Annotated in this window: 10 protein-coding genes; all 10 read right to left on the bottom strand. The window is 37.9% G+C overall.

The features are described from left to right. Positions 1 to 197: 197 nt before the first annotated feature. The 10 genes from AEQU1_RS10285 to AEQU1_RS10240 all read right to left on the bottom strand — a co-directional run bounded on the left by AEQU1_RS10285 (position 198) and on the right by AEQU1_RS10240 (position 13,911). Positions 198 to 506: an STAS/SEC14 domain-containing protein gene (locus tag AEQU1_RS10285; protein WP_111880901.1), complete on the bottom strand. Its 309-nt coding sequence runs from the start codon at positions 504 to 506 to the stop codon at positions 198 to 200. A gap of 637 nt (positions 507 to 1,143) precedes the next feature. Further along, a complete protein-coding gene (locus AEQU1_RS10280) occupies positions 1,144 to 1,776 on the bottom strand; it encodes a hypothetical protein (RefSeq protein WP_111880899.1) in 633 nt (210 codons plus the stop codon). Between the two features lie 12 nt (positions 1,777 to 1,788). Next, positions 1,789 to 2,478, bottom strand: coding sequence for a HupE/UreJ family protein (locus AEQU1_RS10275; RefSeq protein WP_111880897.1), 690 nt, complete (start codon positions 2,476 to 2,478; stop codon positions 1,789 to 1,791). A 53-nt stretch (positions 2,479 to 2,531) separates the two neighbouring features. Continuing rightward, positions 2,532 to 2,747, bottom strand: a complete 216-nt coding sequence (locus tag AEQU1_RS10270; RefSeq protein WP_111880896.1) for a hypothetical protein — start codon at positions 2,745 to 2,747, stop codon at positions 2,532 to 2,534. 26 nt (positions 2,748 to 2,773) lie between these two features. Beyond that, entirely contained in the window at positions 2,774 to 4,615 is a 1,842-nt protein-coding gene (locus AEQU1_RS10265) for a cation-translocating P-type ATPase (protein WP_258455273.1), read from the bottom strand. A gap of 15 nt (positions 4,616 to 4,630) precedes the next feature. After that, positions 4,631 to 5,830 (bottom strand): efflux RND transporter periplasmic adaptor subunit, encoded by a 1,200-nt coding sequence (locus tag AEQU1_RS10260; RefSeq protein ID WP_111880893.1) that lies wholly within the window; start codon positions 5,828 to 5,830, stop codon positions 4,631 to 4,633. A gap of 33 nt (positions 5,831 to 5,863) precedes the next feature. Beyond that, positions 5,864 to 10,264, bottom strand: a complete 4,401-nt coding sequence (locus AEQU1_RS10255) for a CusA/CzcA family heavy metal efflux RND transporter (RefSeq protein ID WP_111880891.1) — start codon at positions 10,262 to 10,264, stop codon at positions 5,864 to 5,866. A 210-nt stretch (positions 10,265 to 10,474) separates the two neighbouring features. Beyond that, a complete protein-coding gene (locus AEQU1_RS10250) occupies positions 10,475 to 10,879 on the bottom strand; it encodes a hypothetical protein (RefSeq protein ID WP_258455272.1) in 405 nt (134 codons plus the stop codon). Between the two features lie 264 nt (positions 10,880 to 11,143). Next, the gene (locus AEQU1_RS10245) at positions 11,144 to 11,578 is read right to left on the bottom strand and encodes a Fur family transcriptional regulator (protein WP_111880888.1); all 435 of its coding nucleotides are present in this window, start codon (positions 11,576 to 11,578) and stop codon (positions 11,144 to 11,146) included. 50 nt (positions 11,579 to 11,628) lie between these two features. Then, the gene (locus tag AEQU1_RS10240) at positions 11,629 to 13,911 is read right to left on the bottom strand and encodes a heavy metal translocating P-type ATPase (protein ID WP_408730903.1); all 2,283 of its coding nucleotides are present in this window, start codon (positions 13,909 to 13,911) and stop codon (positions 11,629 to 11,631) included. Between the last annotated feature and the right edge of the window lie 146 nt (positions 13,912 to 14,057).

The raw sequence follows: 14,057 nt of genomic DNA, 5'->3' as shown, positions 1-14,057 counted from the left end.
AGCACTAATGGAGAATGTTCTTTACTATTGAAACCTTTTAAAAGATAGGCAACCTGTTTTACAACAAAGGATGATGTGATTTTTAAGTGAGGTTTATATAAACATTATGCTCCATTTAGAACAGACAGACCAATCTTATCAATAGAATTAACTATGTAACTTCAAAACCAAAAGAAATATCACTGTCTAAGTTCAAGTTATAACTGCAACTTAGAAATCCATTTTTTAGCTTGCTTTTTTTCTAATATTTTAAAAAACTTAATTTCAGTCCGATAAAACCTAATTGCTGTTTTTTGCATATCTTCTATGGATTCATCGCGACTTACAATTGCTATTTTTTTGATATTTTCTTTAAATTTGAATTTGATTTCCTGTAACAATTTAGCTCCTTCAAATTCATTCAGTTCCAAATACAAACTTGTATCAAAACCTTCTTCAATTTTTGATTTTAGAAAGGATAATGCCTTATTACAATCCTGAATGGTAAGCTTCTCTTTAGCAATCATATGGACCGCCTCTTTATTTGAATAGAGTAATATCAAAACAAGTTCAAGTTTTAAATTTTATTGTGTTTGGATTGCTGAAATACGACAAAATTGAGATAGTGAAACAAGGATTTCTTTCCTAGAAATATATAGACATATATTTTTTTCGTCATATTTGTTGCTATCCTATTCTTCGTTTATGTGTCTATAGTTAGATATGTACAAAGTATTTCAAGAATTTTAAAAACAGCACAAATCAAATTAACAGGATAAAAATAATTAGGATAGTAATCCAAATTATTTTATCATTTTTAGAAAAAGTGTTTTTTACAGGCTCTTCCTTCTTAATCTTCTTGTAGCGTCTTTTACGTCGATTTTCTGACATAATATGGCATTTCAATTGTTACTACTTCCTTTACTTCCATTCAGTTATTTGGAAATTTTGCCTCGTTAGTTCCAACATATCCTTGTTATAAATATCACCGTCAATAAATTGTTACTTTCTTGGGATTTTCTTTTCGTTGCACATAACATTTTTTAATACTGAATTATTTTTTTTTTCTATTCTATACTTAAAGTATAATTTGTGCCTGCTAATGGAGGGTAGCTATTAATCGTATAAACAAAGGGACTCAACCCTCCATTACAGGACTTAAAATTATAATGTATATTGACCTTTCAGCCTTAAATTTACTACAACGTCCTCATCTCCGGTATTCCTAAAAAACCATCCGTGTTTTCCTTCGTAGGGCGCTAAAAAAGTACCTACTATATTATTAGAATTGGCAATTGTGTAACTTTCGAAATAAACTTCCTTTACCTCTTTTTCTTGTTTTACTTCACCGTGAAAATCGAAATAGAGAATCTCCCCATTCGAGGTAGTCCATTCGTATTTCATTTTGCCGTATTTGAGCATATCTATTTTGAATTCGATTCCTTTTCCTGCTGGAACAACCACTTTGGTTTCATCTTCACGTGAACTTAATTGTGTGGTTGGAGGTGGATTATCTGCCTCTACGGGTCTTTCTACTGTAGGTCCTGAGCCTGCTTTTTCGAGTTTGATTATTGGAGTTGAAGAATTTGACACCATAGCTCCCAGACTCGTGGTTCCGGCGTCTTCTGGAACGTAAAGTTTGCTAAATCCAAACAATTCTCCGGCACCCGTTGGGTCCATTCCATATTCTGCGGGTAATACCGCTACAACCAATAATACAGCACCTACAATAAGTGAAATGATTGTTGCTTTTATAATTTTACTTTTTTCCAATATTGGATGTTTCATTTCTGACATAGTTATATTTTTTTAAGATGTAAAGTAGCCTGTTAATTGAAAGCCGAGCAGTAAAAACCCAGCGGCCATAAGAGCTGTATTTGTAATTGTTGAAAATTTCATAAAACTGGGTTGTCTTCTCCATACCGTTATAAGAATCAATACTACCGCCAAAGCAATGAATTGTCCTATTTCTACACCTATATTGAAACCAATTAGGTTCGTAAAAAGACCTTCTTGGTCAAATTTGAATTCTTGTAACTTACTTGCAAGACCAAAACCGTGAAATAATCCGAAAATCAAAACTGCTGCTTTGGTGTTGGGCTGTTTTCCGAAGAATCGTTTAAACCCACCTAAATTATCGAAACCTTTATACACGATAGATAGTGCTATAATTGCATCAATTAAGAACGCATTAATATTGATATCGGCTAAAACGCCTAACAGTAGGGTAGTACTGTGCCCAATTGTAAAAAAACTAACATATAAGAGCACTTCTTTTGGCTTGTAAAGGAAGAATATAACCCCTACCAAAAATAACAGGTGGTCATAACCCGTGATCATATGTTTAGCTCCTATATAAAGAAATGGTCCAAATGCCACACCGCTGTTTCCTAACAGAAAAGTTTGCGTGTCTTCATCTACTCCGTGCGCAAATGCAGTAGTACAAAGTGCGCAAACAACAGTTACTACCAAGAAGGATATTATCTTTTTTATGTTCATAGTAAATTTGATTTAATCCCATTACACCTTGCGATACAATGATATTGTAATTATTAATGGGCGTGCCCGTGGCTTTGTACTTGTTGTACGCTATCCTTTAAGCGATTTTCTTCTCTTACCATTTTCAGGCTATCCTCTTTTTGACGCATCTCTTCTGGACTTAAGGTAGTTTCAGTATTTTGAGTTTCTACGTTTTCATTTTTTTTGTTGTCTCTGCAAGATGCCAATAATGTTAGGCTGATAGTTGCGATAAAAAGTACTTTTTTCATAATGTTTGATTTATATAGTTATTGATTTAGATTTTAATTTTTAATAATTTTATTGAGTTTATAAAGACCAAGGTATCTGGTAATAAATGAATTGCAGCAGCTTCAATAGGCCCCAATATTCCCAATAATACTAGTGTTATTCCAATGACGTGTACAACCCCGACACCTACAATAATATTTTCTTTAATGGTACGGAAAGCTCTTTTACTGATAGCTCGTGCTCTTTCAATTTTTTCTAGTTTATCCTGCATCAATACAATATCTGCTGCTTCCATCGCCGCTTCAGTACCCATTGCGCCCATAGCTATACCAATGTTTGCTTGAACTAACGCAGGCGCATCGTTTATGCCATCACCCACCATCGCTATTTTTGCCCCTTGACTTTGCATTTCTTTTACAATTCTTATTTTGTCTTCTGGAAGTAAATTTACTCTGTAATCAGAAATACCAATTTGCCCTGAAACGTGTTTTGCTGTTACTTCATTATCTCCTGTTAGCATAACGATATTAGTAACACCACTTTTTCTTAAAGCAGCTATCATTTCTTTAGCTCCGGGTCTGATGGCATCGGATATGTATAAAATTCCAGCTAATGAAGTATCGACTGCTAGAAAAATGGCGGTATCGGTTTCATTTGAGACGGTCTCTGTTATCGGAATATCATTTTCCGACATAAAAGCCTTATTGCCCAGCAGCAACTTTTTATTTTCAAATATCGCTGAAACACCTCGGCCTTTTATCACATCGAATTGAGATGGCTCTCCAAATTCAACTTTCTTTTCTTTAGCATAATCCAAGATGGCTTTAGCCAATGGATGACTTGACCGTCTATCTGCTACCGCTGCCAATCGAAGCACTTCTTCCTCGGTATAGTTATCATCAATCACAGAGATTTGATTCACAGTTGGACTTCCCACTGTAAGCGTTCCAGTTTTATCAAAAATTATGGTAGTTACCTTGGCCAATTCTTCCAAAAAGCGTCCTCCCTTAACTAGTATACCTTCTCTTGCCGCTCTTGCAATAGCCGCAATGGTAACCAATGGTGTTGCTAAACCGAGTTCCGCAGGAGAGGTAAAAATGAGCAGTGCAATAACTAATTTCACATCTCTAGTAAAGAAATAAACAGCTCCAACAAAAATAAAAACGACTGGAATTAAGTACGCGGCGACTTTATCCGTTAGTTTTTCAATAGGTGCTTGTTGACTTTCCGCTTCTTCAACCAACGTGATAATCCGAGAAAAAACAGTATCTGTACCAGCTTTGGTCATTTGGATATCAAGAGCTCCTAGTTCGATTATCGTACCTGCAAAGACATCACTTCCCGCTTCTTTTTCCTGGGGTACACTTTCTCCCGTTATTGGGGCTTGATTTACGGATCCAGAACCTTTAGTTACAATACCGTCAACAGGTATTTTTTCGCCTGCTCTCACTAGAACTATGTCGCCAACTTTAAGATCTTCGATTTTGACGGATTGTTCTTTACCATCCTTCTTAAGGATAGCTGTATTTGGTACAGAACCTATGAGGTCTTTTATCGATTGTCTTGCACGTTCACCACTGGCGCTGGCAATATATTCGGCAATTAAAATAATCATTAAAACCACTGCACCAGCTAAATATTCCTGACCTACAACCGAAATTATGACTGCAACAGTAATAAAAAGTTCTGTTCCAACTTTACGTTCTTTTACAAGATCAAGTACAGCAATTTTTATCAATGAATACAAACCAAAGGCCATTGCTGCAAGCAAAATTGGCAATGAAATAACATCAAAATAAAAAAGCAAACTAGCTATCCCTACTGTAATTATCCGCAAAATCTCCCAGAGAAATTGACGTGAAAAAAATGTTTTTGATAATCCCATCATATTGAGTTCTAAAAATTATTCTTCTTCTTCAGAATTTCTTAACGCAGACAAAATGGAATACGCGTTTTTAACTACAGGTTTAAAATTTTGAACCGTAGCAGCTTCAGCAAAAGTTATGGCTGTGTATCCTTCCTGCACAATTCCTTTTTTAACCTGTTCCAATTTAAATATATATCCGCTTTCCATTTCTTGGGTTTGTAGAATTACATAGTCTTTCCCTTGATATTGAACGATAGCTTCTGAAGGGATTGCATTTTGCTTATCTGTACCGCTTTCTACCCAAGCCTTTACGTACATTCCTGGCAAAAGACCTTTTTGGTTCTCTTTGTTTATATGGCAATGAACTGGTGTCAAACGGTCACTACCTGTGGCTTTTCCAATTAGGAAAACCTCGGCAGTACGATTGAAAGTATTATCGTCGGAAAGTGAAAATTTAACGGTTTGACCAATCTCCAACTTTCCCAAATCTTTTTCAAAGGCATTCAAAGCCAAATGAATATCGTTTAAATCGATAATTTCAAATAGAACATCCTGTGGTGATACATAATCCCCAATATTTACGTTGCTCGCTTTTATAAAACCCGAAATAGGGGCATAAAGATTTGCAGTTCGGGTTATATTTCCATTTTGGACAGAACTTCTACTTATTCCTGCAAGGGCGAGCTGTTGTTCATAAGCCTTAACTCTTCCTTGCGTAATTTTATAATCAGAAGAAACCTGTTGAAACGTTTTTGCGGAATTGATGTCTTCCTCTCTCAATTTCTTTTGTCGGTTAAATTCTTCTTCAAGAAATTGAAGTTTGCTTAAACTTTCCAAATAGCCTTGTTGGATTGTGATAAATTCAGGATTCTCAATGGTTGCCAAGACTTGCCCTTTTTTAATTTCTTCACCAGGCAACCTACCAGCAGTTTTCAAATAACCTCCTAGTGGTGCAGATACAGAAGCCATACTTTCAGGCTCCACGTCTATGGTGCCATTTAGTTTTATGATGTTGCTTAAATTCCGCATTTCAATCGCTCCGGTTTCAATTCCGGCGAGATTGTATTGGTCTTTTGTAAAAGTGATTTGTTTGGCTCCATTTGCAACTGGTTGCTCTTCTTTTACAGAAGTTTCTTCGGAAGCTTCCGTTTTTTCAGAATCCTTGTTGCCACAAGCCACCATCAATAAGGTGGATAAAACGAGTAGCGAAATTTTTATATTAAATTGAATTTTCATTTTTTTATATTTTAATTTGAAATCAATAGTTTTTTACAAACCCAATAAGGCTTCAATTACTATGATAGACTGGTTATATTGATATAGTGTGTTTAAATACTCCGTTTGAATACTATTCGCTAAAGTGAGGTTTTGTAAATATTGCGCGTAAGAAACATTCCCGCTTTTAAAGCTCTTTTCTGAATTATCAATGATAAGTTCCGCTTGTGGCAGGGCTTCATTTTGATAATAATCCAAAGTACCTTGAAGTTTGTAATATTCTTGTAGCAAATTTTGAAGTTCGCCTTGCAGCTGTGTCTTATTTAACTCAATTTGAGACTGAACAATATCCTCTCCAATTTTAGCCGCCTGAATTTTGGCACGATGCCCACCAGGAAAAATAGGAATTGCAACACCTACGTGAAAGAATGAAAATCGGTCATTGTCATTAAAATTTTGGTTTTCTATACCACTATTTTGAACCCCATTAATGGTTTGGCTATTATAGCCGAACATTATATCAGGCAATCCCTTGTTCCTTTCCACATTCGTCTCTCGTTTCCTTACTTCCAACTGTTGTTTTAAATAAACGAAAAACGGGCTTTGCTCCACAGATTGGCTTTCAATATCTAAATCTATTTCACGACGAACCAGTTCACTATCTGTAATACTAATCTCATCATTCGTATTCAAAACAACCTGAAGCTGTTTTTTTGCGATTCTCATATCGGCTTCATTTTGTTGAAGCTTGTTTTTTATCTGCATCGATTGAGTTGCCGAGGTTACACTTTCCAATTTTGTGGATTCGCCAGATTCATAACGCATCGAACTTGAACGGTTTAGATTACCATACAAGCTATCTTGACGCTGCAACAATTGTTTATTCTGCATTAAAAACACATATTTTGAATAGGCAGCTTTTACATCAGCAATTAGGTCATTTTCTTCTATAATCTTTATTTGCTCACTGCTACTAACTCTTGCTTTTGCGAGCTTGAATTGGCTGGTGTAAACAGTTGGGAAATTTATTCGCTGTGTAACTGCGTATACATTATCCTTTACATTAGGCGTATTAAATTCGCCACTTTGATATGAAAATTCTGTTCTCGGAATAGTTATAGCACCGTACTTTCCTTTTTCTTCAACCTCGATTTCATATTGAGCAATCTTAATACGGTTATTGTTTTGAAGTGCCATTTCAATAGCCTGCTGCAATGTAATTGTACGCTCTTGCATCATACTTGTTTCTTGTGCTTGAAGTTGCATTGCCGGAAAGAATAGACCACCAATCACTATTAAAGTGGCAACAATTTTCTTACTTCTAAAATTTAATTTCACTTTTCCTTCAGTAAAATAGATATACAAGACTGGCAGAACGATTAGAGTTAATGCAGTTGCCGTAATTAAACCACCTATTACCACAGTAGCCAATGGTCGCTGTACCTCTGCACCTGATGAATTTGACAATGCCATTGGTAAGAAACCTAAAGCAGCAACGGTAGCGGTCATTAATACCGGTCTCAGTCTCACGCGTGTCCCTTGAAGGACTCGTTCATAAATATCGGTTACACCTTCTTTTTCCAGCCTGTTGAATTCTGCAACCAATACAATACCGTTTAATACGGCCACACCAAATAAGGCAATAAATCCGATTCCTGCTGAAATACTGAATGGTAAGTCTCTTATGATTAGTGCAAAGACACCTCCAATAGCAGATAACGGGATTGCTGAAAAAATGAGCAAGCTTTGTTTCATTGATCCGAAGGCGAAATAAAGCAGTATTAAAATTAGCAATAACGCTATTGGTAAAGCAATCATTAATCGTTGATTTGCCTCTTGCAAGTTCTGAAATTGCCCACCATAGGTTACATAATAACCTGCGGGCATATCTACCTTCGACACCATAATTTGTTTGATATCGGTAATGATACTTTGAACATCCCTGTCACGTACATTGAAGCCAACAATAATTCGACGTTTTGCATTATCACGTTGAATTTGAACAGGTCCTGGTTCAAATGAAACATTGGCTACCTCACTAAGTGGAATTTGTCTGCCCTCTGGGGTACTGACATATAAATTCTGTACATCGGTTATATCAGTTCGGTAGTCTTTGTCCAGTCTCACTACAAGATCAAAACGCCGTTCCCCTTCATAAACCAATCCGGCAGATCTCCCTGCAAATGCCGTTTCTATAGCGTTATTGATATCTTCTACGTTCATACCATATTGTGCGATTTTATCGCGATTCATTTTGATATTGATCTGTGGTAGTCCGGTCACTTCCTCAACATACAAATCTGCAACTCCTTCTACAGATTTTATCTTGTTGCCCACATTGCTGGCCAGATCAGAAAGAATATCAAGGTCTTCGCCATAAATTTTAATTACAACATCCTGTTTTGCACCGGTCAATAGTTCATTGAAACGCATTTGTATGGGTTGTTGAAAGCTAAAAGTAGCATTAGGGATTATTGACAGGGATTCTTTCATCTCTGCTGCCAGCTCTTCTCTTCCGCCAGCTTTAATCCATTCCGATTTTGGACTCAAAATAACCATCATATCTCCTGCTTCGATAGGCATAGGGTCCGTTGGAATTTCTCCTGAACCGATTTTGTTCACAACCTGCATTACTTCATCTGGATATTCATTTAATAAAATGGTCTGCGCTTTTTGAGAAACATCAATCATCTGGTCGATGGAACTTCCAACAGGGACTCGTGTCTCTACTGCGAAATCCCCTTCGTCAAGCTGCGGAATAAATTCACCACCCATATTTGCAAACACTATCAGCGTAATAACAAATAAGCCTGCGGCCAAGCCAAGTACCAAAAGCTTTGCGCGAAGGGCGGCTTCTATAATGGGTTGATACACACGCTGAAAGAAATCCATCATTTTATCAGAAAAATTTCGTTTCTGTTCCGTCTTACGACTGAGTGCAAGGGCAGACATCATTGGAACATAGGTTAACGATAAAATTAATGCCCCTAGAATAGCAAACATTACCGTCTGAGCCATTGGGTGGAACATTTTCCCAGCTACCCCAGTCAATGCTAAAATAGGTAGGTACACAATAAGTATAATTATTTGTCCGAATGCTGCGGAATTCATCATTTTCCCGGCAGATAATTTTACCTCGGTATCCATTTGTTCAGAAGACAGCTTTTCAACGCCGACGTACTTTTTCCTGCTGGTATGAATCCCAAACATTACAGATTCAACAATAATTACCGCCCCATCTACGATAAGGCCAAAGTCTATCGCACCCAAACTCATAAGGTTCCCCGAGACCCCAAAGAGGTTCATCATTGCGATAGCAAAAAGCATCGAAAGGGGTATGACCGAAGCCACTATCAATCCACCTCTTAAATTCCCAAGAAATAGGATTAATACAAATATTACTATCAATGCGCCTTCCGTAAGGTTTGTTGTTACCGTACCAATGGCTCGATCCACTAATTTTTGTCTATCCAGATATGGCTCAATCGTGACTCCTTCAGGTAAAGTTTCCTTAATCTGTTCAATTTTATCCTTTACAGCATCGATAACGGCGGAAGAGTTTGCTCCTTTTAGCATCATAACAATCCCCGTAACAACCTCGCCTTCTCCATTTCGGGTTGCAGCTCCATAGCGTACCCCGTGACCAAATTGTACTTTGGCAACATCCCTAACAAGAACTGGTGTGCCATTACTCACTTTGACTACTATCTTCTCCAGCTCTTGCAAATTATTCACGAGGCCTTCACTACGTATAAAATATGCATTTGGTCCTTTATCTATATAAGCCCCACCAGTATTTTGATTGTTTTTTTCTAGCGCTGTAAAAATATCTTCAATAGTAACATTCATACTTTGAAGTTTATTGGGGTCTATAGCAATTTCATATTGTTTGACTAAACCGCCAAAACCACTAACTTCTGCAACACCAGGTGTACCCAAGAGTTGTCGTTTAATGATCCAATCCTGTATTGTACGCAATTCGGTAGCATCGTATTGATCCACATAACCCTCTTCGGGGTGGATCACGTATTGATATATTTCGCCCAACCCTGTGGTAACAGGAGCCATTTCAGGTCTTCCTACTCCTTGTGGGATTTGGTCAGCCGCAGATGAAAGTCGTTCCTGCACTTGCTGCCGTGCCCAATAGAGATCGGTATCTTCTTCAAATACTATGGTTACAATAGAAAGTCCAAAACGGGAAAAAGAGCGCATATCTTTTATTCCGGGTATGCTTACCATTGTCTGTTCAACTGGGAATGTTACAAGTTGTTCCACCTCCTGAGCAGCCAGGGTAGGGGAAACGGTTATGACCATTACCTGATTATCGGTAATATCTGGTACGGCATCAATAGGTAGTTGTGTTAGGGAATAAGTTCCCCAGCCTACTAGGAACAAGGTTAATATTCCGACAACAAGCTTATTGTTGATCGAAAACTGAATGATTTTATCTAACATTAGAGTAGAAGAATTTTTAAGATGGAAACGAAAATGTGAAACACCAAGAGCTGGCCCTATAAGTCCTTTAAATAAAGTGCTTGAGTTTTTTAATGCTAAAGATGAATAATGGAAAATAGTTATGACAAAAGATTATTGCATAACTAGACAGTGATATAGTTATTTTTGAGCTTAACTGAAACTTAAATAATAAATATCACTTTAAAAAAATTAACAAGAAGGAGGGCCCCGAGGGGTTTGGGAGGATAAAGTTGTAAAATATGGAATTATAGGATAATCCCTAAAGCGCTGCTTTTCAAAGTTTGCGTGCCAAATAAATTGATTGTCAATATCAACTATTAAAGCAGAATTTTGGAGAATTTTCGTCTTAACATTTAGGTTCTTAACATCTCCAGCTACATAATTTAAAGTCCTTTCATTAGAAGAATGCTGAAAGTGTTCAAATATGTGACCTAGCTCTGAATGCTCGTGGTCTATTTGTTGAGAACTTGATGTTGAAACAGTGGAAAAAGAAATATGTTCATCATCGGATGATATATCAGTATGAGGCACGATGTCGTGACCTATCATAATGAAGGCTGCCGTAAAGAACAGTATATTTCTAAATAATTTCAAAAAATAATAATTTGGTGCGAAAATAGTTGTTTTTTTTTAAAAAAACAAAATTTTTAATTGGTATGATTTGTAATAAACATATTACTGTACAATAGTAAAATGAATAATAGCAACACGAAAATGACAATCGCGACAATAAAAAAAGGTTAACGGAAATAGTTACGCATATTTTCCATAGTTCATTATTTTTAATTGTAGTAATTTGGAAGAAACTTGAACTTCACCATTGGGCGCAATGGTTCAGCATTTGAGCACTGCCACCTATTAATTCTTCTTACATTTTTCACATATGCCTTTCAATACCAAATTTACATCTATAGTTACATAGTTTTCCGGTAAGCTTTCCTTTGATATTTGATTAGGCAAACAGATTGTTTTCTTACAAGCGTTACAATGAAAGTGCATATGCAAATCTGTTCCATAACCGGCTGTGACGTTTTCATGAGTAACTGCATATTTCGCAATGGCAGTTCCATCGTCGATTTGGTGCATCATACGTTTTTCCTCAAAGAGTTTTATTGCCCTATAAAATGTGGTTTTATTCGCTGTTTTATTTACTTCGCTCTTGATGACAAAGACTTTTTGCATCTCTTTTAAGGTTACGGCATAGGTTTTCCTTTTGAGGTATTTGTATATCTTCAACCTCATTTTTGTGGGTCGAATTCCTTTCGCCAACAATGCTTTTTCTGTCTTTGTCATTTTACGTGTGTCTCAAAAAGTGAGTACTTCAATTTATATTATATGGCTTATTATTTTTTATATGCCAAAAGTCGCAGTGCGTTAAATACCACCAGCAGGGTAGAACCTTCGTGTATCACAACGGCAATACCTATATTGGCCCAACCGAATATGGTAGCTGGAATAAGCAGGGCAACAATGCCAAGGCTTACCCATAGATTCTGCTTTATGATAGCCTTTGCCTTTCTACTCAACCCGATGGCGAATGGCAAAGTTTCCAGTTTGTCCGCCATCAGCGCAATGTCCGCAGTTTCCAGAGCGACATCGCTGCCCGCTGCCCCCATTGCGATTCCCACGGTGCTGTTTGCCATTGCTGGCGCATCGTTCACACCATCGCCTACCATTGCTACTTTCGATTCTTCCTCCTTTAATTTTTTAATTGCATCCACTTTCTCCTCTGGCAGTAAACTTCCCCAGGCATCGGTCAATCCAATTTTTTTGGCTACGGCATCGGCAACCTTTTGATTATCGCCGGTAAGCATAATCATCCGTTTGATACCCATTTCTTTCAATTTCCCAAGAGTTTCCTTTGCAGCTTCTCGAGGCGTATCCATTAAGGCGATCATACCGATGTATTCTTGGTTTCTGCGAATAAGCATCGTGGTATTTCCGCCACTTTCAAGTTCCCTGACTTTCGATGTTATTTCTTCGGAAGGTTTGGCGTCGTCGAGATCTTCGTACAGGTCAAGATTACCGACGTAAATTTTATCACCTCCCAAGGATGCTTTGATACCTTTTCCCAGAACGGCTTCCAAATCGGATGCATCGGGAATTTCAGTAGCTTCCAAACGCTTCTTACCGTCACGAACCACCGCTTTGGCTAAGGGATGGTCGCTCAAGTTTTCTACAGCAACGGCTATTTTTAGTAGTTCGTTTTCTTCAATGTTTCCAAGCGGCACGACCTTGGTAAGTTTGGGTTTTCCTTCAGTTAGTGTGCCTGTTTTATCAAAAGCAATTGCGGTCAGTTCGCCTAGATCTTCGAGTGGTCGACCACCTTTGATAAGCACCCCGCCGCGTGCGGCTCGTGCCACTCCGCTCAATACAGCACTCGGCGTCGATATTGCCAAAGCACAGGGACTTGCTGCGACCAGCACGGCCATCGCTCTGTAAAAACTTGCGCTGAAAGGTTCATCTATTACCAGAAACGCAAGGAGTAGACCACCTACCAGAATAAGTACAGATGGCACAAAATATTTTTCAAATTTATCGGTAAGCAGCTGCGTAGGCGACTTTTGTGTCTGTGCTTCGTTGACCAGTTTGACCAGTCTTGACAGTGTAGAATCCTTGGCTTCTTTAATGACCTTTATTTCCAGCGTATTATTACCGTTGATAGTTCCGGCAAAAACACGGTTTTCATCATTAATCTCATCATCTGCGGAATACTCCTTACTTATATCGTCTACGGGAACTTTATCTACGGGTACGCTTTCCCCTGTAATCGGTGCTTGGTTAACACTACTTTTTCCATTTATAACCACACCATCGGCAGATATTTTGCTATTGGGCTTGACCACAATAATATCGCCAATACTCAGTTTTTCAATCCCCACTTCTTTGGTCTTGCCATCCTTTTTTAACAAAGCTGTTTTTGGTGCGAGATCGGCAAGTGCAGCAATGGACTTTCGAGCCTTGTTCATTGCATAGTGTTCCAAGGCGTGGCCAAGGCTAAATAAGAACAACAAGAGTGCACCTTCAGCCCATTCGCCCAAAATGGCAGCACCAATAGCGGCAACCAACATTAAAAAATCAATTTCAAAGCCCCCTTTTGCCACTGTCTCAACAGCTTCTTTAGCGGTAAAGTAGCCTCCAAAGAAATACGCTCCTATATAGAGGGAAAGGCTTACCCATTCGGGAATAGATTCTACATACGAGAGCCCAAAACCTATCCCGAGAAGCGCGCCGCAGATAATGGAAAAAATAAGCTCGGTCTTTTTGCCGAAAACACCACCGTGTGGGTGGTTGTGATCTTCACCTTTATCTTGTTCTTTTTTATTGGTTTCTTTAAGAGGCTCAGTATCTTCGGAAGTCTTTTTAAGATAGCGTTCCACATCAACTTCAGTTGTGATAATATTCAGCCCCTCTTTACGTAGAAATTTCAGTATTTTTTTTTCATCAATTTTTGCTGTTTCATATTCTAAACCGATCATACCTGAAACAGCAACTGACGATTGTAAAACGCCATCAAGTCTATTAAGTGATTCTTCAACTTTTCGGGCATGTCTGGCGTGGCGAAATCCTTCCACTTCTATCAGTTTATGATCATATTTATCCAGTATTGAAGCACCAGTGCGCATTGCGATTCTCTGAATACGATCGAGCGAAATAAACTCAGGATCATAGTGAAAGCAAAGCTGTTGTACACCATTATCGTTTTCATCAGTCACAAGTATCTTTTTTATGCCTTCTTTTTCTTGCAGCTTTTGAATGAGTTTTCGTACGC

Source organism: Aequorivita sp. CIP111184 (assembly GCF_900489465.1).
Classification (GTDB): Bacteria; Bacteroidota; Bacteroidia; order Flavobacteriales; family Flavobacteriaceae; genus Aequorivita.
The sequence above is the reverse complement of the archived record's forward strand: the minus strand, read 5'-3'. Positions and strand labels throughout refer to the sequence as shown.